Source organism: Neorhizobium phenanthreniclasticum, from assembly GCF_040066075.1.
GTDB lineage: Bacteria > Pseudomonadota > Alphaproteobacteria > Rhizobiales > Rhizobiaceae > Neorhizobium > Neorhizobium petrolearium.
Map to the genome: position 1 here is coordinate 124,609 of NZ_JBEAAL010000009.1, position 26,762 is coordinate 151,370.

General features: G+C 58.9%; 29 protein-coding genes and 3 tRNA genes. 7 read left to right on the forward strand and 25 right to left on the reverse strand.

Annotated elements, in window-relative coordinates:
- Positions 1-87: 87 nt before the first annotated feature.
- The 23 genes from ABK249_RS14860 to ABK249_RS14970 all read right to left on the reverse strand — a co-directional run bounded on the left by ABK249_RS14860 (position 88) and on the right by ABK249_RS14970 (position 20,534).
- Complete coding sequence (locus ABK249_RS14860) at positions 88-471, reverse strand: PAS domain-containing protein (protein ID WP_227702547.1); 384 nt, start codon at positions 469-471, stop codon at positions 88-90.
- 105 nt (positions 472-576) lie between these two features.
- Positions 577-981, reverse strand: coding sequence for a methylmalonyl-CoA epimerase (mce, locus tag ABK249_RS14865; protein ID WP_227702546.1), 405 nt, complete (start codon positions 979-981; stop codon positions 577-579).
- A gap of 153 nt (positions 982-1,134) precedes the next feature.
- Complete coding sequence (locus ABK249_RS14870) at positions 1,135-2,802, reverse strand: ribonuclease J (protein WP_037150163.1); 1,668 nt, start codon at positions 2,800-2,802, stop codon at positions 1,135-1,137.
- An 8-nt stretch (positions 2,803-2,810) separates the two neighbouring features.
- Positions 2,811-3,581 carry a biotin--[acetyl-CoA-carboxylase] ligase gene (locus ABK249_RS14875; RefSeq protein ID WP_037150166.1) on the reverse strand — a complete coding sequence of 257 codons (771 nt, stop codon included), beginning with the start codon at positions 3,579-3,581 and terminating at the stop codon, positions 2,811-2,813.
- Positions 3,582-3,583: 2 nt separating this feature from the next.
- Positions 3,584-5,026 carry an NADH-quinone oxidoreductase subunit NuoN gene (gene nuoN / locus ABK249_RS14880; protein WP_037150169.1) on the reverse strand — a complete coding sequence of 481 codons (1,443 nt, stop codon included), beginning with the start codon at positions 5,024-5,026 and terminating at the stop codon, positions 3,584-3,586.
- 18 nt (positions 5,027-5,044) lie between these two features.
- The gene (locus ABK249_RS14885; RefSeq protein WP_227702545.1) at positions 5,045-6,556 is read right to left on the reverse strand and encodes an NADH-quinone oxidoreductase subunit M; all 1,512 of its coding nucleotides are present in this window, start codon (positions 6,554-6,556) and stop codon (positions 5,045-5,047) included.
- Entirely contained in the window at positions 6,556-8,556 is a 2,001-nt protein-coding gene (nuoL, locus tag ABK249_RS14890) for an NADH-quinone oxidoreductase subunit L (RefSeq protein ID WP_037150174.1), read from the reverse strand. Before nuoL ends, ABK249_RS14885 begins: the two co-directional genes overlap by 1 nt.
- Before the next feature lie 7 nt (positions 8,557-8,563).
- Positions 8,564-8,872, reverse strand: a complete 309-nt coding sequence (nuoK, locus tag ABK249_RS14895) for an NADH-quinone oxidoreductase subunit NuoK (protein ID WP_037150176.1) — start codon at positions 8,870-8,872, stop codon at positions 8,564-8,566.
- Positions 8,873-8,892: 20 nt separating this feature from the next.
- On the reverse strand, positions 8,893-9,507 hold the full coding sequence (locus tag ABK249_RS14900) for an NADH-quinone oxidoreductase subunit J (RefSeq protein WP_037150178.1): 615 nt from the start codon (positions 9,505-9,507) through the stop codon (positions 8,893-8,895).
- A 147-nt stretch (positions 9,508-9,654) separates the two neighbouring features.
- Positions 9,655-10,146 (reverse strand): NADH-quinone oxidoreductase subunit NuoI, encoded by a 492-nt coding sequence (nuoI, locus tag ABK249_RS14905; protein ID WP_037150180.1) that lies wholly within the window; start codon positions 10,144-10,146, stop codon positions 9,655-9,657.
- A gap of 40 nt (positions 10,147-10,186) precedes the next feature.
- On the reverse strand, positions 10,187-11,230 hold the full coding sequence (nuoH, locus tag ABK249_RS14910) for an NADH-quinone oxidoreductase subunit NuoH (RefSeq protein WP_227702544.1): 1,044 nt from the start codon (positions 11,228-11,230) through the stop codon (positions 10,187-10,189).
- 7 nt (positions 11,231-11,237) lie between these two features.
- Positions 11,238-13,319, reverse strand: a complete 2,082-nt coding sequence (nuoG, locus tag ABK249_RS14915; RefSeq protein WP_227702543.1) for an NADH-quinone oxidoreductase subunit NuoG — start codon at positions 13,317-13,319, stop codon at positions 11,238-11,240.
- A 57-nt stretch (positions 13,320-13,376) separates the two neighbouring features.
- On the reverse strand, positions 13,377-14,075 hold the full coding sequence (locus tag ABK249_RS14920) for a hypothetical protein (RefSeq protein ID WP_052182823.1): 699 nt from the start codon (positions 14,073-14,075) through the stop codon (positions 13,377-13,379).
- Between the two features lie 4 nt (positions 14,076-14,079).
- Positions 14,080-15,384, reverse strand: a complete 1,305-nt coding sequence (gene nuoF, locus ABK249_RS14925; RefSeq protein ID WP_037150193.1) for an NADH-quinone oxidoreductase subunit NuoF — start codon at positions 15,382-15,384, stop codon at positions 14,080-14,082.
- A 10-nt stretch (positions 15,385-15,394) separates the two neighbouring features.
- Positions 15,395-16,543, reverse strand: a complete 1,149-nt coding sequence (locus ABK249_RS14930; protein ID WP_227702542.1) for an NADH-quinone oxidoreductase subunit E — start codon at positions 16,541-16,543, stop codon at positions 15,395-15,397.
- A 16-nt stretch (positions 16,544-16,559) separates the two neighbouring features.
- Positions 16,560-16,823, reverse strand: a complete 264-nt coding sequence (locus tag ABK249_RS14935; protein WP_052182824.1) for a hypothetical protein — start codon at positions 16,821-16,823, stop codon at positions 16,560-16,562.
- A complete protein-coding gene (locus ABK249_RS14940) occupies positions 16,823-18,013 on the reverse strand; it encodes an NADH-quinone oxidoreductase subunit D (protein WP_037150199.1) in 1,191 nt (396 codons plus the stop codon). The genes ABK249_RS14935 and ABK249_RS14940 overlap by 1 nt, the downstream gene beginning before the upstream one ends.
- A gap of 149 nt (positions 18,014-18,162) precedes the next feature.
- A complete protein-coding gene (locus ABK249_RS14945) occupies positions 18,163-18,306 on the reverse strand; it encodes a four helix bundle protein (protein ID WP_227705105.1) in 144 nt (47 codons plus the stop codon).
- Positions 18,307-18,479: 173 nt separating this feature from the next.
- Complete coding sequence (locus tag ABK249_RS14950) at positions 18,480-19,082, reverse strand: NADH-quinone oxidoreductase subunit C (protein ID WP_037150201.1); 603 nt, start codon at positions 19,080-19,082, stop codon at positions 18,480-18,482.
- Between the two features lie 18 nt (positions 19,083-19,100).
- Positions 19,101-19,682 (reverse strand): NuoB/complex I 20 kDa subunit family protein, encoded by a 582-nt coding sequence (locus tag ABK249_RS14955; protein WP_227702541.1) that lies wholly within the window; start codon positions 19,680-19,682, stop codon positions 19,101-19,103.
- On the reverse strand, positions 19,673-20,038 hold the full coding sequence (locus ABK249_RS14960; RefSeq protein WP_037150205.1) for an NADH-quinone oxidoreductase subunit A: 366 nt from the start codon (positions 20,036-20,038) through the stop codon (positions 19,673-19,675). The genes ABK249_RS14955 and ABK249_RS14960 overlap by 10 nt, the downstream gene beginning before the upstream one ends.
- 267 nt (positions 20,039-20,305) lie before the next feature.
- A tRNA-Asp gene (locus ABK249_RS14965) sits at positions 20,306-20,382 on the reverse strand.
- 75 nt (positions 20,383-20,457) lie between these two features.
- A tRNA-Asp gene (locus ABK249_RS14970) sits at positions 20,458-20,534 on the reverse strand.
- Positions 20,535-20,797: 263 nt separating this feature from the next.
- Here ABK249_RS14970 and ABK249_RS14975 point away from each other — a divergent pair.
- From ABK249_RS14975 to ABK249_RS14985, 3 genes are all read left to right on the forward strand, one after another.
- A tRNA-Val gene (locus ABK249_RS14975) sits at positions 20,798-20,873 on the forward strand.
- A 694-nt stretch (positions 20,874-21,567) separates the two neighbouring features.
- Entirely contained in the window at positions 21,568-22,293 is a 726-nt protein-coding gene (locus ABK249_RS14980) for a helix-turn-helix transcriptional regulator (protein ID WP_037150207.1), read from the forward strand.
- A gap of 119 nt (positions 22,294-22,412) precedes the next feature.
- The gene (locus tag ABK249_RS14985) at positions 22,413-23,048 is read left to right on the forward strand and encodes an acyl-homoserine-lactone synthase (protein WP_052182825.1); all 636 of its coding nucleotides are present in this window, start codon (positions 22,413-22,415) and stop codon (positions 23,046-23,048) included.
- A gap of 263 nt (positions 23,049-23,311) precedes the next feature.
- On the opposite strand, the gene ABK249_RS14990 is transcribed toward ABK249_RS14985, so the two are convergent.
- Positions 23,312-23,824 (reverse strand): helix-turn-helix domain-containing protein, encoded by a 513-nt coding sequence (locus tag ABK249_RS14990; protein ID WP_227702540.1) that lies wholly within the window; start codon positions 23,822-23,824, stop codon positions 23,312-23,314.
- Between the two features lie 76 nt (positions 23,825-23,900).
- Between ABK249_RS14990 and ABK249_RS14995 the strand changes: the two genes are divergently transcribed.
- A complete protein-coding gene (locus ABK249_RS14995) occupies positions 23,901-24,203 on the forward strand; it encodes a hypothetical protein (protein WP_037150210.1) in 303 nt (100 codons plus the stop codon).
- Positions 24,204-24,386: 183 nt separating this feature from the next.
- Here the strand turns inward: ABK249_RS14995 and ABK249_RS15000 are convergent, their stop codons facing one another.
- A complete protein-coding gene (locus ABK249_RS15000; protein WP_227702539.1) occupies positions 24,387-24,995 on the reverse strand; it encodes a hypothetical protein in 609 nt (202 codons plus the stop codon).
- Positions 24,996-25,146: 151 nt separating this feature from the next.
- On the opposite strand from ABK249_RS15000, the gene ABK249_RS15005 reads away from it, so the two are divergent.
- From ABK249_RS15005 to ABK249_RS15015, 3 genes are read left to right on the forward strand one after another with little or no spacing between them, the layout of a single operon-like run.
- Complete coding sequence (locus tag ABK249_RS15005; RefSeq protein ID WP_227702538.1) at positions 25,147-26,103, forward strand: lytic transglycosylase domain-containing protein; 957 nt, start codon at positions 25,147-25,149, stop codon at positions 26,101-26,103.
- 12 nt (positions 26,104-26,115) lie between these two features.
- The gene (locus ABK249_RS15010; RefSeq protein ID WP_037150214.1) at positions 26,116-26,457 is read left to right on the forward strand and encodes a TrbC/VirB2 family type IV secretion system protein; all 342 of its coding nucleotides are present in this window, start codon (positions 26,116-26,118) and stop codon (positions 26,455-26,457) included.
- A gap of 3 nt (positions 26,458-26,460) precedes the next feature.
- On the forward strand, positions 26,461-26,760 hold the full coding sequence (locus ABK249_RS15015) for a VirB3 family type IV secretion system protein (RefSeq protein ID WP_081952804.1): 300 nt from the start codon (positions 26,461-26,463) through the stop codon (positions 26,758-26,760).
- Positions 26,761-26,762: the final 2 nt, after the last annotated feature.

A 26,762-nucleotide genomic window follows, 5' to 3' on the forward strand; every position in this document is an offset into this window, starting at 1 on the left:
TATAGGCTGAAAGACAGCAAAGCTCAAAGGGGGGCCCGGGGACGCGATGCCGCACCGGATAGTCCGGAGGTAACCTGCCCTCGCTCCCTAAAGGGGCAATTCCACTGTAATCTTTCCCGATGCGATAATGCCGCCGATCAGCGTTGGCAGGCCGTTTTGAATGCGGCAGGGCCGACTGTGCACAGTCACCCAAACGGGAGCGGAGTTCTTGCGAAGAAGCCTGTGAGAACTCTGGAACGGCGAAGCATTGAGTATCGACTTGTGCTTCTTCTCAGCAAATTCCGGAAGGTCATCAGGATGAACAAGGCTTACATATTCCAACAACCTGATCCCGTCATTCATTTCCTCCGTTGCAAAACCCATGATATTTGCCGCCTTGACATCACCCCACAACAGATCCAGCGCCACATCATAAGTAAAAATTCCACTCTCCAGTAAAGTATCATATTTTCTGCGGGATAATTGGTCCATGAGGCGTCCTTACTCATGACAGGCGATTTATAAATACTATAACGGGCTTCAGGATAAAGGAAGGCAGAGCCAGCCGGGGACAATCAGCTGCGGTTCGTCGCAAGATCAGACCTGTTCAAGCTCGACCAAGGTGCCGTCGAAATCCTTGGGGTGTAGAAACAACACCGGCTTGCCGTGAGCGCCTGTCTTGGGATTGCCGTCGCCGAGCACGCGGGCGCCGCCGGCTTTCAGTCGATCCCGGGCTGCGATGATGTCCTCCACCTCGTAGCAGATATGGTGCATACCGCCTGACGGGTTCTTCTCCAGAAAGGCGGCAATCGGGGAGTCCGCCCCCAACGGTTCGAGCAGTTCCACCTTGGTGTTCGGAAGCTCGACGAAGACGACCGTCACGCCATGTTCCGGCAGCGCCTGGGCCTGCGAGACGCGGGCACCGAGCGTATCGCGGTAGGTGGTCGTGGCCGCTGCCAGATCCGGCACGGCGATGGCGATATGGTTGACGCGTCCGAGCATGTGGTGTCCTCCGAGTTTGGTGTTGCGAGCCCCTCACTTTCGATTTCTGAAACTTAGCCTTCGGCTAAGATTTTGAAATCGCTTTCTCTCCCGCAAGGAGAGAGATAACCGTGCCGCGCCGATTTTTCAGGAGAGGGGCAATCCGCCCACCCCTCACAACCTCGTCACGAACACCGTCACGACCGGCTTCTTGCCCCAGGCCTCGTTGGCAGCGGCGCGCACCGCGCGGCGAACCGCCTCCCGCAACATATCGAGGTCCTTGCGACGGCCTCGCGGAATGCTCTCGACCGCGCCGAGCACCGCGTCATAGAGCGTATCCTCCATTGCCTCCCCTTCGTCGTCGAGTTCCGGCAGGCCGAAGGCGACGACATCCGGATCGGTCAGGAAATCGTAGCGGTTGTCGAGCAGCACATTGACCGAGACATGTCCGACATAGGAGAGCTTGCGGCGATCGCCAATTCCCATTTCGTCGAAGTCGCCAATCAGCTTGCCGTCCTTGAAGATGCGGCCATGCGGCGCCTCGTCGACCACCTCCGCGGGACCCGGCGCAAGCCGCAGAATATCGCCGTTCCGAACACGCGGGATCGTTTTGATGCCGGCGGATGCCGCAAGCTCGGCCTGCGCCATCAGGTGAGCTGCCTCGCCATGCACCGGCACGAGGATCTGCGGCCGGGTCCATTCGTACATCTTCAGGAGCTCATTGCGGCGCGGATGACCGGAGACATGCACCAGCGCATCCGAATCCGTCACCACGTTGATGCCTTGCTCGATCAAGCCGTTCTTGATCTCGATGATCGCCTTTTCGTTGCCGGGAATGGTGCGCGAGGAGAAAACCACCGTGTCGCCGGATGCCAGCGCCACGTTACGCATCTCGTCGCGGGCGATCTTGGCAAGTGCGGCGCGCGGTTCGCCCTGGCTGCCGGTCAGGATGACGACGATCTTGTCGCGCGGGATATAGCCGTACTCGTCCTCGGCGATGAAGGGTTTCAAGCCCTCCATCAGGCCGACATCGCGGGCGACGTCGACGACACGCTTCAGAGAGCTGCCGAGCAGCAACACCTCGCGACCGGCAGCTTCGGCGGCCTGGGCGACCGAACGGATGCGGCCGACATTCGAGGAGAAGGTGGTGATCGCCACCCTGCCCTCGGCTCCCTCGATGATCTTGCGCAGGCCTTCCGAAACTTCTTCTTCCGACGGAGACACGCCATCGCGCATGGCGTTGGTCGAATCGCACATCACAGCCAGAACGCCTTCGTCGCCAAGCGCACGGAAGCGAACCTCGTCTGTCAGCGGGCCAAGCGAGGGAGCATAATCGATCTTCCAGTCGCCGGTGTGGACCACATTGCCGAGCGGCGTGCGAATGACAAGCGACATGGGCTCGGGAATGGAGTGGTTGACGCCAACCCCTTCGATCTGGAACGGGCCGACCGTGATGCGGTCGCCTGCTTTGAAGATCGTTACCGGAATATCGGCCCGCGACCCCTCGTAATTGCGTTTCGCCTCCAGCATGCCGGCCGTAAAGGGCGAGGCATAGACCGGCACGTTGAGGCCCGGCCAGAGATCGTTCAGCGCGCCGTAGTGATCCTCGTGCGCATGGGTGATGATGATCGCCTTGAGGTTATGGCGCTCGCCGGCGAGATAGCGGATGTCCGGCAGAACGAGATCGACGCCCGGCAGGTCCGGCCCTGGAAAGGTGACGCCGCAATCGACCATGATCCACTGGCGCTTCTGCGGCGTTCCATAGCCGTAGAGGGCGAGGTTCATGCCGATCTCACCCACGCCGCCAAGCGGCAGAAACACCAGTTCTTCCTGTTTTGCCATTTCTTCTCTTATTCCGTTCTCTCGAAAAATACATCACCGGCGGCGATCGGAAGAACTCCGCCCGCGCCTGTATCAAGCATCAAAAATCCCTTGTCATCGATACCTGCGAATGTTCCAACAAGCGAGCGGTCGGAGAGGTTGACGGTGATTTTTTCGCCGATGCCGCAGGCGATCTGCCGCCAGCGCTCGCAGATGATCGTTATGCCGCCCCCCTCATCCCACGCTTCAAGAATACTTGCCATCTCTCTGTAAAGATGCGCAAAAATCTCTTCCGGTGAAATTCCGGCGCCATGATCGACAAGGCGTGTGACGCCATAGGGCGCGCTATCCGGCATGTGGCGGATGTTGATCCCTATGCCGATGACCACCGCGCGGCGGCCATCCGGCAGGCTTTCACCTTCCAGAAGAATGCCACAGGTCTTCCTGCGGCCGATCAGGATGTCGTTCGGCCATTTGACCTCGAGGGCTTCGCTGCCGGGCGGCAATACGGCCTTCACGGTCGCATGGACGGCGACGGCGACCGCAAGCGGCAGAGATGCAAGCCGCTCAGGTGGTGCCGGGTCGATCAGCAGCAGTGAAGCATAGAGATTGCCGGGCTCCGAAGTCCATGCCCGTCCGCGTCGGCCCCGGCCGGCCGTCTGGCGTCTTGCCGTGATCCATAACAAACCGGAATCGCCCGCGCGGGCGCGGGCGAGACATTCGCTATTGGTGGACCCTACCTCGCTCAGTGCCTCATGGCGAAACGCGTCGAGCGAGAAGCGTCCAGTCCTGCGAGCCATCCTCAGAAGAAGGACTTGGCGGCAGCGTTCGCCGCACTGCCGATCGGCCCGCCGAACAGCACATAGGCCGTGACGAAGAGGCCGGAGAGACCGAAGACCAGGCGCAGTTCACCGGAGATGCGGGCGAATTCGCCCTTGGCTTCATCGAACCACATCAGCTTGACGATGCGCAGGTAATAATAAGCGCCCACCACCGAGGTCAAAACGCCGATGACTGCCAGCGCATAGAGCTTGGCTTCGATCGCCGCCACGAAGACAAAATACTTGGCGAAGAAGCCGGCCAGCGGCGGAATGCCCGCCATCGAGAACATCAGCGCCGTCAACACCACCGCCATGAAGGGCTTGGTCGATGCCAGGCCGGCGAGATCGTCGACGTTCTCGACGCTGTCGCCTTCCTTGCGGCGCATTGCCATGATGCAGGCGAAGCAGCCGAGCGTCATGACCATGTAGATCGCCATGTAGAGCGTCACGCCGGAAACGCCGGACTCGGTGCCCGCGGCAACGCCGACAAGCGCATAACCCATGTGACCGATCGAGGAATAGGCCATCAGCCGCTTGATGTTGCGCTGGCCGATCGCCGCGAACGAGCCGAGCAGCATAGAGGCGATCGACACGAAGACGATAATCTGGCGCCAATCGGCGACGATCGGCAGAAAGGCGTCGGAGACGATACGCACGAGGATCGCCATCGCCGCAACCTTGGGGCCGGCAGCGAAGAAAGCCGTGACCGGGGTCGGCGCACCTTCATAAACGTCCGGCGTCCACATGTGGAACGGCACGGCCGAGATCTTGAAGCAGGCACCGGCGAGCACAAAGACCATGCCGAAGACGAGGCCGAGGTGCCGCGTCTCGGAAGAGAGAACACCAGCGATCTGGTCGAAGCCGGTATTGCCGGTAAAGCCGTAGACCAGCGACATGCCATAGAGCATCATGCCGGAGGAAAGCGCGCCAAGCACGAAATATTTCAGGCCGGCTTCCGTCGAGCGCAGGCTGTCACGGTTGATGGCGGCGACCACGTAAAGGGCCAGCGACATCAGTTCCAGCGCGAGGTAGAACGCGATGAGGTCGTTCGCCGAGATCAAGAGCAGCATGCCGAGAGTGGAGAGCACAAGCAGAACCGGAAACTCGAAACGGTCGAGTTGTTCGGAGCGGGCGTGTCCCACCGACATGATCATCGCGACGAGCGAACCGATCAGGGCAAGGACCTTCATGAAGCGCGCGAACGGATCAAGCTTGAACGCGCCGCCATAGGCTTCGCCATCGGCTGGCATGAAGATGAGCCAGAGGCCGGCAACGGCAAGCAGTGCCACCGCAAGTCCCGTCACCGTCGGCGCGGACTTCTCGCCGGAGAAAACGCCGATCATCAGGAGAGCGAGCGCACCCACGGCCAGAATAATCTCCGGCATGGAGAGCTGCAGGCTTAGGGAGAGTGTTTCAGCGGTCATGTCCAGTCGTGTCCCGTCTCAGTGCACGTTCAGTGCAAGGTCTTTCGCCGCCTGCAGGGCTGCGGAATAGTTGTTCACCATCAGGTCCACGGAAGCTCTCGTCGCATCGAAGATCGGCGCGGGATAGAAGCCGTAGAAGATGGTAACCGCGATCAGCGGATAGAGGATGAGCTTTTCGCGGGCGGAAAGATCGAGGAGCGCCTTCAGGCTTTCCTTTTCCAGGGCCCCGAAGATCACCCGGCGATAGAGCCACAGTGCATAGGAAGCCGACAGGATGACGCCGGTCGCCGCAAACAGCGCAACCCAGGTATTGACCCGGAAGACGCCGATGATCGTCAGGAATTCGCCGATGAAGCCCGACGTGCCCGGTAAGCCGACATTCGCCATCGTGAAGATCATGAAGGCGACGGCATATTTCGGCATGTTGTTGACGAGGCCGCCATAGGCCGCAATCTCGCGGGTATGGAGCCGGTCATAGACCACCCCGACGCAAAGGAAGAGCGCGCCGGAGACGATGCCGTGCGACAGCATCTGGAAGAGCGCACCCTGCAGGCCCTGAACATTCGCCGCGAAGATACCCATGGTGACGTAGCCCATGTGGGCGACCGACGAATAGGCGATCAGCTTCTTGATATCGACCTGCATCATCGCCACCAGCGAAGTGTAGATGATCGCCAGCACCGACAGCGTAAAGACGAAGGGCGCAAAGTATTCGGACGCCAGCGGGAACATGGCGAGCGAGAAGCGCACGAAGCCGTAACCGCCGAGCTTCAGCATGACGCCAGCCAGGATGACCGAGCCCGCGGTCGGTGCCTGAACGTGTGCGTCCGGAAGCCAGGTATGCACCGGCCACATCGGCATCTTGACTGAGAAGGCTGCGAAACAGGCGAGCCAGAGCCAGGTCTGCATGCCGGCCGGAAAGCCGTATTTCAGGAGCTCGGTGATGTCGGTCGTACCGGCCTGCCAGTACATGGCAATGATGGCGAGCATCATCAGCACCGAACCCAGCAGCGTATAAAGGAAGAACTTGTAGGATGCGTAGACGCGATCCTTGCCGCCCCACACACCGATGATGACGAACATCGGGATGAGCGTCGCTTCGAAGAAGACGTAGAAAAGCACGACATCGAGCGCGACAAAGACGCCGACCATGACCACTTCCAGAAGCAGGAAGGCGATCATGTATTCCTTGAGGCGCTTTTGGACCGACTCCCAGCTCGCGAGCACGCAGAACGGCATCAGGAAGGTCGTCAAGATGACGAAGAGCATGGAAATGCCGTCGACGCCGAGATGATAGGAAATGCCGGTGCCGAGCCAGGCATGCTTCTCGATCATCTGGAAACCGGGATTCGAGTTGTCGAAGCTGAACCAGATGAAGAGCGAGACGACAAACGTGAAGATCGTCGTGAACAGCGAGACGTTCAGGATGTTGCGGCGGCCGTAGGGGCCGTCCTCCCGCGTCAGCAACAGGAGAAGAACGCCGACCAGCGGCAGGAAGGTGACCGTCGAGAGAATTGGCCAGTCGGTCATTAGATTGAGCTCCCGAGCATCATCCAGGTGACGAGGGCGGCAATGCCGATCAGCATCGCGAACGCATAATGATAGAGGTAACCGGATTGCAGCTTGACCACCCGGTTGGTGACGTCGACCACGCGGGCGGCAATCCCGTTCGGGCCGTAGGTATCGATGACGCCGATATCACCCTTCTGCCACAGGAACCGGCCAATCGCCTTCGCGGAACGGACGAAAAGGAAATCGTAGATCTCGTCGAAATACCACTTGTTGAGCAGGAACTCGTAGAGGACCTTCTGCGATTCGGCGAGGCGGCGCGGCAGCGACGGCGACTTGATGTAGAAGTACCAGGCGGTGACGAAGCCGATTGCCATGGCGATGAAGGGGCTCCACTTCACCAGCGTCGGCACGTGATGGAACTCCTCCAATATCTCGTTTTCCGGCAGCGTGAAGATCGCGCCCTTCCAGAACTCGGCATATTCGTGGCCGAAGAAGTAGCCTTCGAAAAGCACGCCGGCGAGAACCGCGCCGATGGCGAGCACGTAGAGCGGCACCAGCATCACGCTCGGTGATTCATGCACATGGTGCATGACGTCGGCGGATGCGCGCGGCTTGCCGAAGAAGGTCAGGAAGGCCAGACGCCACGAATAGAAGCTCGTGAAGAGTGCCGCGATCACCAGAAGGGCAAAGGCGAAGCCGGAAACCACCGAATGGGAAGCATAGGCGGATTCGATGATCACGTCCTTGGAGAAGAAACCGGCGAAACCGAACATGGTGCCGGGGATGCCGACACCCGTCAGCGCCAGTGTGCCGATCGTCATCATCCAGAAGGTGATCGGGATATGCGTGCGCAGACCGCCCATGTAGCGCATGTCCTGCTCGCCGTCGACGGCATGGATGACCGAACCTGCGCCGAGGAAGAGCAGCGCCTTGAAGAAGGCGTGCGTGAAAAGGTGGAAGATCGCCGCGCCATAGGCCCCTACCCCGAGCGCCACGAACATGTAGCCGAGCTGCGAGCAGGTGGAATAGGCAATCACGCGCTTGATGTCGTTCTGGACGAGGCCGACGGTCGCCGCAAAGAAGGCAGTGATCGCGCCGATGAGCGTCACGACAGTGAGCGCATCGGGCGACAGTTCGAAAAGCGGCGACATGCGGGCGACCAGGAAGACGCCGGCGGTGACCATCGTGGCAGCATGGATGAGGGCCGAGACCGGGGTCGGGCCTTCCATGGCGTCCGGCAGCCAGGTGTGCAGCAGGAACTGCGCCGACTTGCCCATGGCGCCCATGAACAGCAGCAGGCAGACGGCGGTGATTGCACCAGCTTTGTCGAGCGGCATGCCGAAGAAGTTGACGATGACCTCAGTCGCCTCCGGCGAGCCTTCCGGCGGCAGGTAGGTGGCAGCCGCAGCGAAGATCGTTTCGAGATTGATCGAGCCGAAAAGCACGAAAACGCCGGCAATGCCGAGCACGAAGCCGAAGTCGCCGACGCGGTTGACGATGAATGCCTTCATCGCGGCAGCCGAAGCCGACGGCTTCTTGTACCAGAAACCGATGAGCAGGTAGGACGCCAGACCTACGCCTTCCCAGCCGAAGAACATCTGGGCGAGGTTGTCCGACGTGATCAGCATCAGCATCGCGAAGGTGAAGAGCGAGAGATAGGCAAAGAAGCGCGGCCGGTGCGGATCATGATGCATGTAGCCGATCGAATAGACATGCACGAGCGACGAGACCGTGTTGACGACCACGAACATGACCGCCGTCAGCGTATCGACACGGAAGGCCCATTCGACATCGATGCCGCCGGACTGGATCCAGCGCATCACCGGAACCTTGATCACCTCGCCCGCCTCGCCATGCGCGAGCGCCACATTGAAGAAGACGATCCAGGACAGAGCGGCCGCGATGAGCATCAGGCCGGAGGTGATGTATTCGGAGGCCTTGGCACCGATCTGGCGGCCGAACAGGCCGGCGATCAGGAAGCCGATCAGGGGAAGGAAGACGATTGCCTTGTAGATCATAACCTGATCAGCCCTTCATCATATTGACGTCTTCAACGGCGATCGAACCGCGGTTGCGATAGAAGACGACGAGAATTGCAAGACCGATCGCAGCCTCCGCGGCCGCGACGGTCAGGATGAACAATGCGAAGACCTGGCCGACGATGTCGTTCAGGAAGGAGGAAAAGGCCACCATATTGAGGTTGACCGAAAGCAGGATGAGTTCGACCGACATCAAGATGATGATGACGTTCTTGCGGTTCAGGAAGATGCCGAAGACGCCAAGCATGAAGAGGATGGCGCTGACCGTGAGATAATGGGAAAGTCCGATTTCCATTTTTCTATTCCTTTTCCGCCTCAGACGCCCTGACCCGACTTGACCTTGACCACCTCGACGCCAGTGGCGGGCGTGCGGCCCACCTGCTTCGAAATATTCTGCCGCTTGATGTGGGTGCGGTGACGCAGCGTCAGCACGATCGCGCCGATCATCGCGACCAGAAGCACCAGCCCGGCGATCTGGAAGAAGTAGACATAGTTCGTATAAAGCACGTCGCCGAGGGCCGCTGTGTTGGTGCGTTCGGCCGGGTTCGGGATCGGCATGGTGATCGCCTTGGCTGCATCCGGGGTCAGCACGCTGCCGCCGATGACCACGATCAGCTCTGCCGCCACGATGAGCCCGATCAAGATGCCGATCGGCGCATATTGCAGCACGCCGGAGCGCAGTTCCGAAAAATCGATGTCGAGCATCATGACGACGAAGAGGAACAGGACCGCAACCGCGCCGATATAGACGACCAGCAGGATCATCGCCAGGAATTCGGCACCGGTCAGCAGAAAGAGGCCGGCCGCGTTAAAGAAGACCAGGATGAGGAAGAGCACCGAGTGAACCGGGTTCCTGGCCGAGATGACCATGAACGCCGACGCCACCGCGACGAACGCGAAGAGATAAAAGAAGATAGCCTGCAGACCCATCGTGGTGCCTTTTCGTCCCTCACCGGAAGCAGGGCGGAGGCCCCTTCCCGTCGAAACCCGGCGGCATGACACGCGCCGGGCATTTCATCCAGATGTCACCGGCACATTGCCCGTTGGTTGGGGCGGTCCCGGTCGAATGCGCCCGCCTTAACGGTAGGGCGCATCCATTGCGATATTGCGGGCGATCTCCCGCTCCCAGCGGTCGCCGTTTTCCAGAAGCCGCGCCTTGTCGAAATAGAGTTCTTCGCGCGTTTCGGTCGAGAATTCGAAGTTCGGCCCCTCGACGATCGCGTCGACCGGGCAGGCCTCCTGGCAGAAGCCGCAATAGATGCACTTCACCATGTCAATGTCGTAACGCACCGTGCGGCGGGTGCCGTCGTTGCGGCGCGGACCCGCCTCGATGGTGATCGCCTGGGCAGGACAGATCGCTTCGCAGAGCTTGCAGGCGATGCAGCGCTCTTCGCCGTTCGGGTAACGGCGCAGCGCATGCTCGCCGCGGAAGCGCGGGGAGACAGGCCCTTTTTCAAACGGATAATTGATCGTCGCCTTCTGCTTGAAGAAGTAACGCATCGACAAGAAGAAGGCGCCGACGAACTCCTTCAGGAACAGGGAATTCACGGCTTGTCCGAGACCTGCCATCTTTATTCTCCAATGATGCCAAAAGCTTGGATGGTCATCTTCATGCCCATCCCGTCAGCTTCAGCACGAATGCGGTGATGACGACCATGGCGAGCGACAGCGGCAGGAAAACCTTCCAGCCGAGGCGCATAAGCTGGTCGTAACGGTAGCGCGGCACAAAGGCCTTCACCATGGCGAACATGAAGAAGACGAGCGTTGCCTTCAGCACGAACCAGATAATGCCCGGCACCCAGTTGAGGATCGCGATATCGACCGGCGGCAGCCAGCCACCCAGAAACAGGATGGTCGTCAGCGAGCACATCAGCACGATCGCCGCATATTCGCCGAGCATGAACATCATGTATGGGGTCGAGCCGTATTCCACCATGAAGCCGGCGACGAGTTCCGATTCTGCTTCCGGAAGGTCGAAGGGCGGGCGGTTCGTCTCGGCAAGCGCCGAGATGAAGAAGACGATGAACATCGGGAAAAGCGCCAGCCAGTGCCAGTCGAGGAAGGAGGCCGGCAGGCCGATCATCGTGCCGAGGCCGTCCTTCTGCGCATAGACGATATCCGAGAGGTTCAGCGAGCCGACGCAGAGCAGCACGGTAACGATGACGAAGCCGATCGAGACTTCGTACGAGACCATCTGCGCGGCCGAACGCAGCGCGCCAAGGAACGGATATTTTGAGTTCGATGCCCAGCCGCCCATGATGATCCCATAGACTTCGAGCGAGGAGATCGCGAAGACGTAAAGGATGCCGACGTTGATGTTGGCGATAACCCAGCCGTCCGCGAGCGGGATGACCGCCCAGGTGGCGAGCGCCAAGGTCACGGCGACCAGCGGAGCAAGCAGGAAGACGCCCTTGTTGGCACCGGCCGGAATGATCGGCTCCTTGAAGACGAATTTCAGAAGATCGGCAAAGGACTGGAAGAGGCCGAAAGGACCGACGACGTTAGGCCCGCGGCGAAGCTGCACGGCCGCCCAGATCTTGCGGTCGGCAAGCAGGATAAAAGCGATGAAGACGAGCAGGCAGACCAGCAGCAGAAGCGACTGCCCGATCATGACGATCGCCGGCCAGACGTAGATCGAAAAGAACGGATCCATGTTCAAATTACTCCGCCGCAGCCTGGAAATTGTTGCGAGCCAATGCCGAGCATTCGGCCATGACCGCCGAAGCGCGGGCGATCGGGTTCGTCAAATAGAAGTCTTTGATCGGAGACGCAAACCCCGACTTCGACATCTCACCTTCTTTTTGGCCGAGTGCGGCAATTTCGTTCACGGAACCCGGCGCGATCTCGTCGATAGCGGCGAAATGCGGATAGGCTTCATAGAGCTTCGCACGCAGTGCAGAAAGCGCGTCGAAGGGCAGCTTCTTTCCGAGCACGTCGGACAGCGCACGCAGGATCGCCCAGTCCTCGCGGGCCTCACCCGGCGCGAAACCGGCGCGAGTGCCCATCTGCACACGGCCTTCAGTGTTGACCCAGGTGCCTGACTTTTCCGTATAGGCGGCACCCGGAAGGATGACGTCGGCATTATGGGCGCCTGCATCACCATGGCTGCCGATATAAACGGTGAACCTGGCGCCCTTCTTCGAGAAGTCGAGCTCATCGGCGCCGAGCAGGAAGAGGACATCCATGCCGGCCAGCATCTTTGCCGCATTCGCGCCCTTGGCGCCCGGCACGAAGCCGAGGTCGAGACCGCCGACGCGAGCGGCCGCGGTGTGCAGCACGGCAAAACCGTTCCAGTCTTCCGTCAGCGCGCCCACAGAGCCAGCGAGCTGTGCGGCAGCCGCGAGGACCGCCGCGCCATCCGGGCGGGCCAAAGCCCCCTGTCCTACGATGATCATCGGGTTCTTGGCATTGCGCAGCTTGTCGACGAAGCTGTTGGCACCCGTTTCCAGATCACGCAGCGTTTCCGGACCGGCGCCGAGATAATCGTAGACATAGCGCAGCTCACTCACCTCGCCGATCACGCCGATCGGGAAGTTGCCGCGGCGGAAGCGCTTGCGGATGCGGGCGTTGAGCACGGCCGCTTCGAGGCGCGGATTGGCACCGATGAGAAGCAGCGCGCCGGCCTGTTCGATACCCTCGATCGTGGGGTTGAAGATGTAGCTTGCACGGCCGAGCGACGGATCAAGCGCCGTCCCGTCCTGCCGACAGTCGAGGTTTTCCGATCCGAGCGAGCGGATCAGCTCCTTCAGCGCATACATTTCCTCGACAGATGCCAGGTCACCGGCGATCGCGCCGATCTTGTCGGCGGAGGTTGCCGACACCGCGGCTTTGATCGCGCCGAAGGCTTCGCTCCAGGAGGCCGCCGCCAGACGGCCGTTCTTGCGGACATAAGGCCGGTCGAGACGCTGCGTCTTTAAACCGTCCCAGATGAAGCGGGTCTTGTCGGAGATCCACTCCTCGTTCACCTGCTCGTTGACACGCGGCATGATGCGCATGACTTCACGACCGCGGGTATCGACACGGATCGCCGAACCGACCGCGTCCATCACGTCGATCGATTCCGTCTTGTTCAATTCCCACGGGCGGGCCGTGAAGGCGAAGGGCCGCGAGGTGAGCGCACCGACCGGGCAAAGGTCAATCACATTGCCCTGCAGCTCAGAGGTCATCGCCTGTTCGAGATAAGTGGTGATCTCGGCATCCTCGCCGCGGCCGATAAGGCCGAGCTCCGAAATGCCGCCGACTTCGGTCGTAAAGCGGACGCAGCGCGTGCAATGGATGCAGCGGTTCATCACCGTCTTCACGAGCGGGCCGATATACTTGTCCTCGACGGCGCGCTTGTTTTCCGTATAGCGCGAGCTGTCGATACCGAAGGCCATGGCCTGGTCCTGCAGATCGCATTCGCCGCCCTGGTCGCAGATCGGGCAATCGAGCGGATGGTTGATCAGCAGGAATTCCATCACGCCTTCGCGGGCCTTCTTGACCATCGGCGTGTTGGTGAAGACTTCCGGCAATTCGCCGTTCGGGCCGCCGCGGACGTCGCGCACGCCCATGGCGCAGGAGGCTGCCGGCTTCGGCGGGCCGCCCTTCACCTCGATCAGGCACATGCGGCAATTGCCCGCAACCGAAAGACGCTCGTGGAAACAAAAGCGCGGAACCTCGGCGCCGGCTTCCTCGCACGCCTGGAGCAGCGTGAAATGATCCGGGACCTCGATTTCCTTGCCGTCTACCTTCAGCTTTGCCATCGTATCACTTACGTCCTCAGTTCCATCCCTCGGACCCGAAGGTCGGGGACATATCTCTTATTTCAACAGGGCTTTCGCCTGGCTGACCCAATCGTCCCGCCTGATGCGTCCCTCGAAACCCAATTCCTTGTCGAAGCGGGCGATATCGGCATCCGTCCAGGCAGCAATCTGCGCCAGGCTCGTGACACCCATGCCCTTCAAAACCCCTTCCAGCTTCGGCCCGATGCCGGAAATCCGCTTCAGATCGTCGGCACCGGAAACGGCGACCGCCTTCGCTGCCGGCTTGCGTTTCGCCGCAGCCTTGGCCGGTGCCTTCGCCGCAACCTTGGGCTTTTCCGGGGGCTCCACCGCAACCGGCTTCACAGCCGGCTTCTTCGCGGCGGCGGGCGCCGCCCCCTTGCGGACCGGCTTTGCCTTCGGCCTGGTGGCGGCCGGCGCAGATTCGGTAACGGCAGGAGCGGTCGGCTCGGCGACGGCGGAGGCTTTTTGCGGGGCCGACGCTTCGGCCGGCGGAGGCTCCTGTGGCGTCGCCTGACGATTGGCCGCTTCCATCGCGCCCTGCAGCGTACCGAAGAAGGCGCTCGCCATCTGGCTGGCAAGGCCGAAACCGATCGCAGTCGCGGCCGCCATTGCTGCGGCCGATTGTGCAAACAGCGGATTGAGCTTCAGCGCCTCGGAAAAATCAGACAGGCGCGCAGGATCATGCGCCGGATGATCCGCCGCCTTCCGATCCTGATCCTTGTCCGTCTTCGTCACGTTCTTACTCCGCAGCTTCCATGACTGCGCCATGATCCATGGCGTTATAAGTATACTGATCGATGCGTGCCTCGATCTCCGCGCGGAAGTTGCGGATAAGGCCCTGGACCGGCCAGGCGGCCGCATCGCCCAGCGCACAGATGGTGTGGCCTTCGATCTGTTTGGACACTTGGAAGAGCATGTCGATCTCGCGCTTCTGCGCATTGCCCTTGACCATGCGCTCCATGACGCGCCACATCCAGCCGGTTCCTTCGCGGCAGGGTGTGCACTGGCCGCAGCTTTCGTGCTTGAAGAAGGCAGAAAGGCGGGCGATCGCCTTGATGATATCGGTCGACTTGTCCATGACGATGACGGCGGCCGTGCCGAAGGACGACTTCTTGTCGCGCATGCCGTCGAAGTCCATGATCGCGTCGTCCATGTCCTCGCCCCTGATGACCGGGCAAGATGCACCACCTGGGATGACGCCGAGCAGGTTGTCCCAGCCGCCGCGGATACCGCCGGCATGTTTTTCGATCAGTTCGCGGAACGGTATGCCCATCGCCTCTTCGACCGTGCAGGGCTTGTTCACGTGGCCCGAGATCATGAAGAGCTTGGTTCCGACATTGTTCGGGCGGCCGATCGAGGAGAACCAGCCGGCGCCGCGGCGCAGGATGGTCGGCGCGACAGCGATCGATTCGACGTTGTTGACCGTCGTCGGGCAGCCGTAGAGGCCCATGTTGGCCGGGAACGGAGGTTTCAGGCGCGGCTGCCCCTTCTTGCCTTCCAGGCTTTCGAGCAGCGCGGTCTCTTCGCCGCAAATATATGCGCCGGCACCGTGATGGACATAGATGTCGAAATCCCAGCCGAGCTTGGTGTTCCTGCCGAGCAGGCCAAAATCATAGCACTCGTCGATCGCCGCCTGCAGCGCTTCACGCTCACGCATATATTCGCCGCGCACATAGATATAGGCTGTATGGGCACCCATGGCGAAACCGGCGATCACGCAGCCTTCGATCAGCGTATGCGGATCGTGGCGCATGATTTCGCGGTCCTTGCAGGTGCCGGGCTCCGATTCGTCGGCATTGACCACGAGATAATGCGGCCGGCCGTCGCTCTCCTTCGGCATGAAGGACCATTTGAGGCCGGTCGGGAAGCCGGCACCACCACGTCCGCGAAGGCCGGACGCCTTCATCTCGTTGATGATCCAGTCCCTGCCCTTTTCGAGGATCTCCTTGGTGCCGTCCCAATGGCCGCGGCTCATCGCGCCTTTGAGCGACTTGTCCTTGAGGCCGTAGATATTGGTAAAGATGCGATCCTGATCCTTAAGCATGTCTCACCCCTTACCGCGGCTTCTTGCCGAAGACCTTAATGTATTCGGCTTCGCCGCCCATGGCGAGCGCCTTGGCCTGTTTGACCCAGTCGTCGCGTTCGATGCGGCCCTTGAAATTCAGGTATCCGTCGACCCATTCGCGCTCCGCCTTCTTCCATGCTGCGACTTGCGCGAAGGTGAAGATGCCGAGCTCGTTGAGAATGCCCTCTATCTTCGGGCCAACCCCGGAGATCATCTTGAGGTCGTCCGGTTCGGCCGGCTTGTCGATCCCTTTCGGGCGATTCTTGTCCTCCAGGGACGGCTTTTCCGCCTTGGTAGTGGCCGGCTTTGCAGCATCGGACGCGGCTGCTTCGCTCTTGGCAGTGCCCGAAAGCGGCTGAATTTCGGCTGCTTTCACATTGTTCGCGGCAGCCTTCGGCGCGGTGGCCGGCGTCTTCAGTTTCTGATCGGTTTCCGGCGCCGTATCCTTGGGACGTGCCGCATCAGCCGGCGGAACCGGCGCGGCATCGGTCGCTGGCTGCGCATCGAGGTTGGTCCGGACGGGTTTCACATCTTCGAGAAGCGTCTGAGGGCCGCCTTCGGGTGCGGAAAAATAGCGGTCGATCTGCGGACCCGGCTTGATCTGATCGCCCTTGCCGGCTTCGAATGCATCGATGATCTCTTCCAGGCGCTCAGGCGTCAGGTCCTCATAGGCATCCTTGAAGATGATGACCATCGGCGCGTTGACGCAAGCGCCCTGACATTCGACCTCTTCCCAGGAGAGCGTGCCGTCGGCATTGAGCTCGAAGGGATCGTGATGGATCTTGTGCTGACAGACCTTCATCAGGTCTTCGGCGCCGCGCAGCATGCAAGGCGTCGTGCCGCAGACCTGGATATGGGCGCGGGTGCCGACAGGCTTCAACTGGAACTGGGTGTAGAAGGTCGCGACTTCGAGGACACGGATATAGGGCATGTCCAGTTTGTTGGCGACATGCTCAATCGCCGCGCGGGTGATCCAGCCATCTTGTTCCTGCGCACGCATCAAAAGCGGAATAACGGCGGATTGCTGCCGGCCTTCCGGATATTTCCTGATCGTTGCCTCGGCCCAGGCGGCATTCTCCTCGTTAAAGGCGAATACTGCCGGCTGGACGCTATCTTCGGCTAATCGACGAACGGACATTCTTTTCCACGCCTTATCAGTTTATGGATCCACACCGCGACCGCGTGAGCGACACGAACTCGCAGGCATAGGCAGACTTGTCTTTCTGCATGAACACTATGAACTTTGTCCCATTGGGAACGGAGGTTTTGATCTCATATCCTTCCGACAGGAGATCACCCATCGATTTCGATCCGCCGGAAGCTGTCGAACCGCCGAGCTGATCGGCCGACTGGTCCTGCTGCGCAAGAGCAGCCGGGCCAGCCAGCAAAAAGCCAGCGAATACGACGGCGCGGATCATCAGCGGTCTACCTCGCCGAACACGATATCGAGCGAGCCCAGCACGGCAGCCATGTCGGCCAGCATATGCCCGCGCCCAAGGAAATCCATCGCAGCCAAATGTGCATAACCCGGCGCGCGGATCTTGCAGCGATACGGCTTGTTGGTCCCATCCGCGACCAGATAGACCCCGAACTCCCCTTTCGGAGCCTCCACGGCGGCATAAACCTCACCGGCCGGCACGCGATAACCTTCGGTATAGAGCTTGAAGTGATGAATCAACGCTTCCATCGACCGCTTCATCTCGGAGCGCTTTGGCGGCACGACCTTGCCGTCCAGCGAAGAGACCGGGCCGGTCCGCGCATCGCCCTTGAGGCGCGAAAGAACCTGACGCATGATGCGAACCGACTGCCGCATCTCCTCCATACGGACGAGATAGCGGTCATAACAGTCTCCGTTCTTGCCGATGGGAATGTCGAAATCGAGATCGGCATAACATTCGTAAGGCTGCGACTTGCGCAAATCCCAAGCCAGACCGGAACCGCGCACCATCACGCCTGAAAAGCCCCAAGACCATGCGTCATCGATCGATACGACACCGATATCGACATTGCGCTGCTTGAAGATGCGGTTGCCGGTCAGGAGCTTGTCGATGTCGTCGAGCGCGACCATGAAGGGATCGCACCACTTTTCGATGTCGTCGACCAGTTCTGGCGGCAGATCCTGGTGCACGCCTCCCGGCCGGAAATAGGCAGCATGCATACGGGCTCCGCAGGCCCGCTCATAAAAAACCATCAACTTTTCGCGCTCTTCGAAGCCCCAGAGCGGCGGCGTCAAAGCACCGCAGTCCATGGCCTGCGTCGTCACATTCAGGAGATGGTTCAAAATACGGCCGATCTCACAGTAGAGCACGCGGATCAACTGGCCGCGGATCGGAATATCGATGCCCAGCAGACGTTCTACCGCCAGGGCGAACGCGTGTTCCTGGTTCATCGGCGCGACATAGTCCAGGCGATCGAAATAGGGGACTGCCTGCAGATACGTCTTCGTCTCGATCAGCTTTTCGGTTCCGCGATGAAGAAGGCCGATATGCGGGTCTACACGCTCGACGATTTCTCCATCGAGCTCCAGAACAAGGCGCAATACGCCGTGGGCAGATGGATGCTCAGGCCCAAAGTTGATGGTGAAATTGCGGACGTTATGTTCAGTCATATGCGCGCTCCGCGCTTGGAGGATTTAGCGAATAGCTGTTTCAACTTGATCATGTCTTTTCCTGCAGACGTCTGATCAGTGCATGGACCATCCGACAATCTCATCGCGCTGCTCCATCAGGCTCCGAAACTGCCGTACCGGAAGGCTCTTCACCTTCCCGGCGATGACCATATGCGCCCCAACTCCTTCAAAGAACCTTGAGCAATCCCGAGAAACTGGATGAAATTACTGGTGTTTTCCCGCCTGCGACTTTCCGCAATACTCGCCGCCACCGAAGCAGCGCCCCTGCGAATTCGAGCGTCTTAACCGTGTATCTCATCCCTCGGAAATCCATCCGTCGCGCGATCGAACTGAACTGCACGCTCAATTGCCCGCGGCCACACGTTGAGATCCTCATGGGAGTTGTTCGTCTGCGTCTTCCTTTCGTTTGGCGACAACTATCCGCTATTCGCCCTGTTTATTTCACCTAAGTCTTGGCCTTCTCGTCTCCCGGCAGCACGTAATCCGTGCCCTCCCATGGAGACAGAAAGTCAAAATTACGGAATTCCTGGCGTAACTCGACAGGTTCGTAGACAACCCGCTTGGCATTGTCGTCATAGCGGACCTCTACATATCCCGTCGTTGGGAAATCCTTGCGCATCGGATGCCCCTCGAAACCGTAGTCCGTCAAGATGCGACGAAGGTCCGGGTGGCCGGTGAAGGGAATGCCATACATGTCCCACGCCTCACGCTCGAACCAGTCGGCGCCCATGTAGACGGCGGTCGCCGAGGGGACGGCCTCGCCTTCGCCGACGGCGAGCTTCACGCGAATGCGTTGGTTCTGCCTCGGCGACAGAAGATGGTACACCACGTCGAAACGCTTTTCACGCTGCGGCCAATCGACGCCGCAGATGTCGACAAAACATATGAAACCACACTGTACATCATCCCGAAGGAAGGTCAGCAGCGGCACGATGTTTTCAACGGTCGCCGTAAGCGTCAATTCGCCAAAGGCGATCGTCGCATCTTCCACGAGGGCGGAGCGCGCCTCGCGGATATAGGTTGCAAGCTCGGTCAGGGCTTCGCTCATCGTCTTGTCCTTAGGCCCTCAGCGCTCGATCGTACCCGTGCGCCGGATCTTCTTTTGCAGCAGAAGCACACCGTAAAGCAGCGCCTCAGCCGTGGGAGGACAGCCCGGAACATAGACATCCACCGGCACGACGCGATCACATCCGCGAACCACGGAATAGGAATAATGGTAATAACCACCACCGTTGGCGCACGACCCCATCGAGATGACGTAACGCGGCTCCGGCATTTGGTCATAGACCTTGCGGAGCGCCGGGGCCATCTTGTTGGTTAGCGTTCCGGCGACGATCATGACGTCCGACTGACGCGGCGATGCACGGGGAGCAAAGCCAAAACGCTCCATATCATAGCGCGGCATCGAGGCCTGCATCATCTCTACGGCGCAACAGGCCAGGCCGAACTGCATCCACATCAGCGAACCCGTGCGGGCCCAGGTGATCAGATCGTGGGTCGACGTCACCAAAAAGCCCTTGTCGGCCAGTTCGTCGTTAACCCCTCCAAAAAAAGCATCGTCACTACCGACCGGCTTACCAGTACTCGGATCGATAATACCCTTCGGTTTCGGCGCAACGAGAGTGCTGCCGTTGTCGACTACTCCCATTCCAGCGCTCCTTTCTTCCACTCATAGATGAAGCCGACCGTCAGGACGGCAAGGAAAACCATCATCGACCAGAAACCGAACCAACCCATATCACCAAAGGAGACAGCCCAAGGGAACAGGAAGGCCACCTCAAGGTCGAAAATAATGAAGAGAATCGAGACCAGATAAAATCGAATGTCGAACTTCATGCGCGCATCGTCGAACGCGTTGAAACCGCATTCGTAGGCCGACAGCTTTTCCGAATCGGGCGCCTTATAGGCCACAGCGAAGGGGGCGACCAGAAGCGCGATACCGATCACCAGCGCAATACCGATGAAAATCGCGATCGGGACATAGGAAGTGAGGAGTTCACTCATGGTATTCGATCCCAGCTTGCCTGAAGCGTCGAGCGACGCTTTAAAGTCAATACACGGGCCAAGCGAACGTGCATTGCAACAAGCCGTGACTAGCGCAGCCGAAGCCCCGGCGCAAGCCTTTTGAGCGCGGCATCCTGTACCTAAATGAAGCAGTTCGGACGAACACCTACGACTTGGTCTCCGCGAGAACCGCAAGCCTGTTTCGCAGGAAACATTCCGCAATCAAATCGGTTTAAGACCGATCGGAAAAATAAAAGAAATCGTGAATGGCGCGAGTGACGGGGCTCGAACCCGCGACCTCCGGCGTGACAGGCCGGCACTCTAACCGACTGAGCTACACCCGCGCATGATGCCGACTTGCGGCATTGAAAAATCTGCCCCTCGCATACTGAAGCGCCAGCAAATTTTCGAGGAAGAGATGGCGCGAGTGACGGGGCTCGAACCCGCGACCTCCGGCGTGACAGGCCGGCACTCTAACCGACTGAGCTACACCCGCGCATTACTCGTGAGGTGTGACACCTCCCGGCCGGCGGCCTCGACCGCTCGGTTGAGCGGCTAACTAAGAGGTTCGTGTTCGGGTGTCAAGCAGGTTTCAAGACAAAAGGATGACGACCCGGTTCTTTCCCTCCCCTGCCCTCCCGGCGATCGCAGCTTCCCCAAAAATTTCAAAAAAACATCATGAAAGCTCTTGCGGTTTTTCCGCGATCCGCATAGATCACGGCCACCGACGCGGCGGGCGTATCTTCTGCAGCCGCGAAAGGGCGATTAGCTCAGTTGGTAGAGCGCCTCGTTTACACCGAGGATGTCGGGAGTTCGAGTCTCTCATCGCCCACCATTTTCTTAAAGATTTCAGGGGCCTGCAGGCAGCGGAAAACGGGACTGCGTAGCGGGTCAGTGTGCGCTCCTTGTTTGGCTGGCGAGACGTTACCGGGCAGCTTTCCGATAAGCACGCTGTTACCCTCATTGTTCCCGCAAGCACACCGAAGCTTGTCTGGCAGGTGCATGAGATATTGATTCCCTTGCCGTCCGGCGCTGGCGATCAACACGCGCCCAATACGCATCACTTGCCCGCGTCTGCTCGTTTCTTCTAACTCGCCTGCTGGCGCTTATCCTTCTCGCGTGCCTTCTTTTCCGTCGCGGTCTCCCGCTTCCGGCTCCTTGTCGACAGATTTGTCATCGGCCTTAACCAACGGTAATCCTTGTGTTTTCCTTTGCTGCATTTCAACCTAATTGCCTCGCCAATCGTCTTCTCTTATGCTTCCATTCCGTGCGACTGGACAGGCTCGACGCGGGGGGCAATTTGGAAAACTTTGTTCAACGGCCACCGCTTTCGAATAGCTTGCGAAAGTTCACGTTAATCAGGTCACACACCTGATCGGATCGTTGCATTTTGATAACAGGAGCATTTCGTCCTATCCAAAAGCCAGAATTGGCCGCTGATCTTCATCTCACAAGTATTTGGGCTCAGCAGGCGTGACCTAAAGGCCATCGTCAGCGGCTCGGCATAACCGTGATAATGGAGCAAAAGGTTGGACAAGTTAGCCTATTTGATGCTTCAGTTTTCTGAGGCTTGCATTTCGACACGAACTGTCGCGGAGGTTTGCGAACTCGTTGAGCGCATAGTGGTATCTTTGGGCGTTGAGCGATTTGCCTTGGCAGGACTTCCACTCCCCCATGAAAGCCTGGAGAGCTACTTCCATCTCAACGGTTGGCCACCAGCATGGTTTGAGCGGTATCTGAGGAAAAATTACTTCCGAGACGATCCCGTTGTGAACCTCGTTCGTCGAGCGGACCGGGCAATCGTATGGTCCGAAACGATTGACAATCAGGCTCTGCCGCCCAAAGCCCGCCAAGTCATGCGCGAAGCTGCCGATTTCGGGCTGGTGGACGGCATCACGATCCCGATCTTCACACGATCAGGCTTTGCGGGCATCTTCTCCGTTGCTGGAAAGAAGGTCTCGTTGCCGGCGCCCCATAGGGACCTCCTTCACATCATAGCAATCAGGGCTTACACCCGACTGCGAGACCTGAACGCTGCGGGCAGCGACATTACCGAAGACGTCATGGTCACCCGCAGCGAAAGCGAATGCCTGACCTGGTGTGTTGAAGGCAAGAAGGATTGGGAAATCGGTGAAATGACCCGGCGTTCGCCGCGGACGGTCCAAACTCACCTTACCAATCTGCAGCAGAAGTTGAACGCAAGAAATCGAGCACATCTGATTGCAGAGGCGTTTCGACGCGGACTGCAACGGTAAAATACGACAATTTACGAATAGTTTTTCCTTACCTCCGGTTGCACATTACACGTGCACAACGGAGGCAATCGATGCTGGAGATTATACGAGGCAGACAAGTCCCGCAAAAACAGTCCATCATGGAGGCGGTTTGGCGTTTCCGCCATCAGTGTTTTGTCGACGAGCTCGGCTGGGAGGCGCTTCGACAAAGCGACGGCCGCGAACGGGACGCGTTCGACACGCAGTCCACCATTCACCTGGTACTGACAGAGGAAAACGAAGTGGTCGGCTATTCGCGTCTGCTGCCGACGATGAAACCACACCTTCTGTCCCATCTTTATCCAGAGCTGATCGGTGAAGAAAGTTATCCAAGAGGGCGCCAGGTCTTCGAATGGGGACGATGTGCAACCGCAAGACACGTAAGGCACGTCCGTGGCATTGCAACTGCAGACGTATTGATGACAGCCGTTCTCGAGTTCCTCGTCTTTTCCAAGATCGAGACCGTCATTATACAGACAAACCCTGCGCTCGTGAAAATGATCCGCAGGAGAGGCTATCGATTGGAGGTTCTGCGTGAGCCCATACTTTATGAGGGAGAACCGGTCATGGTCATTGCAGCCTACCCCTCCTTTCGCCTGCTTCAACAGCATCGCAAGGCCTATGGTATAGATCAGTCCCTGCTTTCCGTGCCGTCGCGCCCATCGCGATCCTCTGCGATCACGGATACCAGCCAGCGCACGGAAGAAGGTTCAGGCAGTTGGGCCGGAGCTGAATAACGGTGATGGAAATCGGAGGCGCAGGACTATGACGAAACTTCATGGAAGGGCTTCGGCTGCCATATTCATCAGGAAGCGACCTCCCTGGGCATGGCGCCTTGACAAGTGAAAGCCGCGGAAAGGCGCCCGCAACGATGTCAACAAACGACCGCTTTGGGCTTTGTCTCGATGTTCTTTTCGCTTGCGAGCTGCAGTGGCAATGTCCGCCGGTCTACACCGTTTGGCGTGCAAGATCTCTTTCATTGAGGTGCGCCCACATCCAATCAGCCGCCATTTGCAACGTCCGCTGATCGCACTTTGATCATCGCATCGACCAGCGACAGCAAGGAATTCACAGCGTCGGCCGGCAGCGCCTCAACGATCTTGATCAGTTCGCGACGTCTGTCGGCTTCGTCTTTTGTCTTTCCAAACCGATAAGGCGCAGCAGCCATGATGACATCGATTGGCGAAAAATCCAGAAGCTCGCTCAGATGAATGAGCCTGGTCACGGTCATCTTCGTTTCGTTGCGCTCGTATCGCCCATAGACTTGAGGATGAAGCGCGAGCAGAGGTGCGACATCAGCATGCGTGAGCCCGGTGCGTTCTCGCGCCTGCCTGAGCGCGTCTGCAATTCGGTTATCAAGTTCGGAAAACTCCGCGATCCCCTCATATCCAGGGCATCGGTAAACCGGCTTGTCGGCTTCGGGACCTTTATGTTCGACGAGACCCTTCTCTTGGATGTGTTTGTCTACTCTGCTTGTCATGAAAGGTGGCCCGCCATTGTTTCTTATCCTCATACATCAACAACGCTTCTTATGACCAGAAGCGAGCTTTCCGCTTTGTGTGAACGGAATAATAATCGAGGGGGCCATCATGGACGACTACGAGGTTCCTCAAGACCTCACCACTCTCCTCTCACGTCATCGCACGCTGCTGCTGGAGTTAAGGCGGCGAGGCGAGACGGTTCGAGTACATTCGTTCTTCGACGAGCTTGAGCTGGAAGAACGCCTGGTTTGCAATCAGATTATTGCATGGCAGCCGGCCGACAGGCGCGAGGCGTTGCAAAAGCTCACGCATTTGGCGGGCTACGTACTGGCCACAGGGATACCCCTTGATGCTGCAACAATTTGCCATTCGGTTGAACCGTTCTTCTACCCCCCGGGCTCTGTCTCATGAACGATATCGCCGACACCGATCGCCCTTGTGATACTCTTTCCGACCAAGCGAACATGCGCGACAGATGCGGGCGCACGCCGAAACGATCGAGACGTGAACCGACCCGGTTTCCTGAATTTTTATCCGCCGCAACACTCAAATCGGATCGCACCACCAAAGGACCGCATCGTCGCAGTTGGGCGGTCATCGCCCCCTCACCCTCGGATCTGCCCACATGCCGAACGACGCCTTTTTGCCAACCTCTTCGGCTTTCGACAGATCCGGGCGAGCCAAAGTACCATCGGGCTCTGTCGAGAGACGAAGGGCGCCAAGCGACACAAGCTGTTCTTCGAACATTTCGACAGCGTCGAGGCTGCCCGGAAAATAATAGTAGCCATAACAGGTTGCATTGTGAACCGGCGACTTCTGCTCGCTGGTAAACGCCCGGCAGAATATCACCTTTGGATTGTTCAGCATGACTTGCAGCTGTTCTTGCGCATAGTCGCGGCAACGTCCTATGAACCCATCCCGTCGACTGACCATTTCGCCCTCGCACGGTTCAACGCCGTAAAGGCGAACCACAGTGTCGTCAGTGACACGAAAGTCGGTCGCCGACAGCGCTTCGAAGGCATTCGTGGTCGCATAACCCTTGCGCTCAGCCACCTCACCACGCCCGTCGTAATATTCCATCACAAGGACGATTTTCCCCGATACCGCCAGGGATCGAACATAGTCCTCATTGATCGGTTGCGCGGCGAAAGCAGGCGCCGCGAGCACGCAAATGCCAAGCGCTGCATAAATTCCACGTCTCATCACCCACCTCCATAACTTAACTCGTATCGTTATTTTATCGACAGGGGTTGAAATCAACCAAATTCTCTGTAGACCTATACGTATTGCGTATTATTTCACTCCAAGAGCAGTCAGTCGTCGAAAATGCTCAGCCACCGATATGAGGGAATCGATGCACACTTACGGTGAACTTTCCCGACTGAAAATCCCTACGTTGATCACTCTTCTGGTGACCTTGATCATCACCGAAGGGGAGGCGAAAGCAAGAGATGAGTCTGACAAAACAAATGTAATTTCAATTTCTTATGAAATCGATCTTCCTGCTTTGGAGGAGCCTTCATCATCGGATGCCTTGGGGCGCAGGAAGATTTCGCAGGCAAGCTTCGATGAAACACCGGGGCCGAGATCAGGACCGCGGACAGCACATGAAACATCGGAAAACGAAATTAACTTATTTCGTTACTTTTCCCTTGCAAAGTCGGCGACATCCGCATGGCCGAACAGAATTTACTACGATACTAAAATCGCTACATCGTCTCAAAGGCCTGACAGCTCAAGGAAAGCACCTCCCGCCACAATTGCGCGAAAGACTGATGAATGCGCGCCCTCACCGCTTACGCCGGAAAGTGTCAGGCGCCTGGTGGTCCAATCCGCCAGGCGTCATCAGGTCGATGAGGTTTTTGCAGAAGCAATCGCCTGGGTCGAGAGCGACTTCGACAGGCGGCGCAATTCACCAAAAGGTGCGCGTGGCCCGATGCAGTTGATGCCCGATACTGCGGCTCGTTTCGGCGTTCACGATATCTGCGACCCCGCCCAAAACATCGACGGTGCGATGAGATACCTGCGGGTGCTCTTCGACGAGTTTCAGAACCCCCTTCTCGTCGCGGCCGCCTACAACAGCGGCGAGCGGCGCGTCTACGAACATGCGGGCATTCCACCCTTTGCTGAAACCGTCAGATACCTCGCAAAAGTCATCAACTACCGACTTGGCCTGCCGATGCCGTCGGCAAAGACAGGCCCGATGCGCGTCCTGCAAACCCCAATCGAAGGCCCAGCTCCCGGCAACGAGGCTGGCGTTATCGCTGTGCAACAACGCCGCCAATTTGTCGGCGGAGTGATGCATTTTTGAAGGAGAAACTCGATGGAACACGAATGGCAGAACATCGGATTGCGGGTGCTGAAGCTTACGACCCTGATAGGCGTCATGGCCGCTGTTCAGGTCATAGCTCCAGACGCTGCCCTGGCTCAGACAAATGGTGGTGGAGCATTTGCGCCGTTAGAAACGGCGGTTCAGATGATCGTCGACTTCATTACCGGCCCCTTCGGCCGGCTTCTGGCGATCATTGCGGTCATCGGTCTCGGCTTCCTCGCGTTTGCAGGCCGCCTTTCCTGGTTCACGGCGGGCGCGGTCGTCATTGGAATCGGGCTGGTGTTTGGTGCACCCGCCATCGTCGATCAAATGATATCAGCCGTCGGACAATGACCAATGACCGGGTTTGAGCGTGAAGGACCGACTTTCATTCCGCTTGTCATCGGCTTGACCAGGCCGCCGACGCTTTGGGGTGTGCCCTATATGGCGGTCGTCGTCACCTTTGGCATTACCGTCATTGGCTGGTTGGCGACGAACGACCTGCTGGCACTCTTGATCGCACCTGTCACCTATCTCGTCTTGTTTTCGCTTTGCGCCCGCGACAGCAAAATCCTCGACGTGCTGCAGGTGGCCTCCCGCAAAACTCCCCGAACGCCTAACATGCACCTTTGGGGCACGAATTCGTACGGACCATAGCC

Bases quoted from the DNA above. Each gene is read 5' to 3' on its own strand.
- ABK249_RS14955 (WP_227702541.1), bottom strand. From the start codon at position 19,682: ATGGGAGTAGTCGACAACGGCAGCACTCTCGTTGCGCCGAAACCGAAG.
- ABK249_RS14860 (WP_227702547.1), bottom strand. From the start codon at position 471: ATGGACCAATTATCCCGCAGAAAATATGATACTTTACTGGAGAGTGGA.
- ABK249_RS14995 (WP_037150210.1), top strand. From the start codon at position 23,901: ATGGACGACTACGAGGTTCCTCAAGACCTCACCACTCTCCTCTCACGT.
- ABK249_RS14935 (WP_052182824.1), bottom strand. From the start codon at position 16,823: ATGATCCGCGCCGTCGTATTCGCTGGCTTTTTGCTGGCTGGCCCGGCT.
- ABK249_RS14985 (WP_052182825.1), top strand. From the start codon at position 22,413: ATGGAGGCGGTTTGGCGTTTCCGCCATCAGTGTTTTGTCGACGAGCTC.
- nuoK (WP_037150176.1), bottom strand. From the start codon at position 8,872: ATGGAAATCGGACTTTCCCATTATCTCACGGTCAGCGCCATCCTCTTC.
- ABK249_RS14870 (WP_037150163.1), bottom strand. From the start codon at position 2,802: ATGGCAAAACAGGAAGAACTGGTGTTTCTGCCGCTTGGCGGCGTGGGT.
- ABK249_RS14940 (WP_037150199.1), bottom strand. From the start codon at position 18,013: ATGACTGAACATAACGTCCGCAATTTCACCATCAACTTTGGGCCTGAG.
- mce (WP_227702546.1), bottom strand. From the start codon at position 981: ATGCTCGGACGCGTCAACCATATCGCCATCGCCGTGCCGGATCTGGCA.
- nuoI (WP_037150180.1), bottom strand. From the start codon at position 10,146: ATGGCAGGTCTCGGACAAGCCGTGAATTCCCTGTTCCTGAAGGAGTTC.
- ABK249_RS15000 (WP_227702539.1), bottom strand. From the start codon at position 24,995: ATGAGACGTGGAATTTATGCAGCGCTTGGCATTTGCGTGCTCGCGGCG.
- ABK249_RS14885 (WP_227702545.1), bottom strand. From the start codon at position 6,556: ATGACCGACTGGCCAATTCTCTCGACGGTCACCTTCCTGCCGCTGGTC.
- nuoG (WP_227702543.1), bottom strand. From the start codon at position 13,319: ATGGCAAAGCTGAAGGTAGACGGCAAGGAAATCGAGGTCCCGGATCAT.
- nuoL (WP_037150174.1), bottom strand. From the start codon at position 8,556: ATGATCTACAAGGCAATCGTCTTCCTTCCCCTGATCGGCTTCCTGATC.
- ABK249_RS14950 (WP_037150201.1), bottom strand. From the start codon at position 19,082: ATGAGCGAAGCCCTGACCGAGCTTGCAACCTATATCCGCGAGGCGCGC.
- ABK249_RS15005 (WP_227702538.1), top strand. From the start codon at position 25,147: ATGCACACTTACGGTGAACTTTCCCGACTGAAAATCCCTACGTTGATC.
- ABK249_RS15015 (WP_081952804.1), top strand. From the start codon at position 26,461: ATGACCGGGTTTGAGCGTGAAGGACCGACTTTCATTCCGCTTGTCATC.
- ABK249_RS14875 (WP_037150166.1), bottom strand. From the start codon at position 3,581: ATGGCTCGCAGGACTGGACGCTTCTCGCTCGACGCGTTTCGCCATGAG.
- nuoF (WP_037150193.1), bottom strand. From the start codon at position 15,384: ATGCTTAAGGATCAGGATCGCATCTTTACCAATATCTACGGCCTCAAG.
- nuoN (WP_037150169.1), bottom strand. From the start codon at position 5,026: ATGACCGCTGAAACACTCTCCCTAAGCCTGCAGCTCTCCATGCCGGAG.
- ABK249_RS14930 (WP_227702542.1), bottom strand. From the start codon at position 16,543: ATGTCCGTTCGTCGATTAGCCGAAGATAGCGTCCAGCCGGCAGTATTC.
- ABK249_RS14990 (WP_227702540.1), bottom strand. From the start codon at position 23,824: ATGAGGATAAGAAACAATGGCGGGCCACCTTTCATGACAAGCAGAGTA.
- ABK249_RS14960 (WP_037150205.1), bottom strand. From the start codon at position 20,038: ATGAGTGAACTCCTCACTTCCTATGTCCCGATCGCGATTTTCATCGGT.
- nuoH (WP_227702544.1), bottom strand. From the start codon at position 11,230: ATGGATCCGTTCTTTTCGATCTACGTCTGGCCGGCGATCGTCATGATC.
- ABK249_RS14900 (WP_037150178.1), bottom strand. From the start codon at position 9,507: ATGGGTCTGCAGGCTATCTTCTTTTATCTCTTCGCGTTCGTCGCGGTG.
- ABK249_RS15010 (WP_037150214.1), top strand. From the start codon at position 26,116: ATGGAACACGAATGGCAGAACATCGGATTGCGGGTGCTGAAGCTTACG.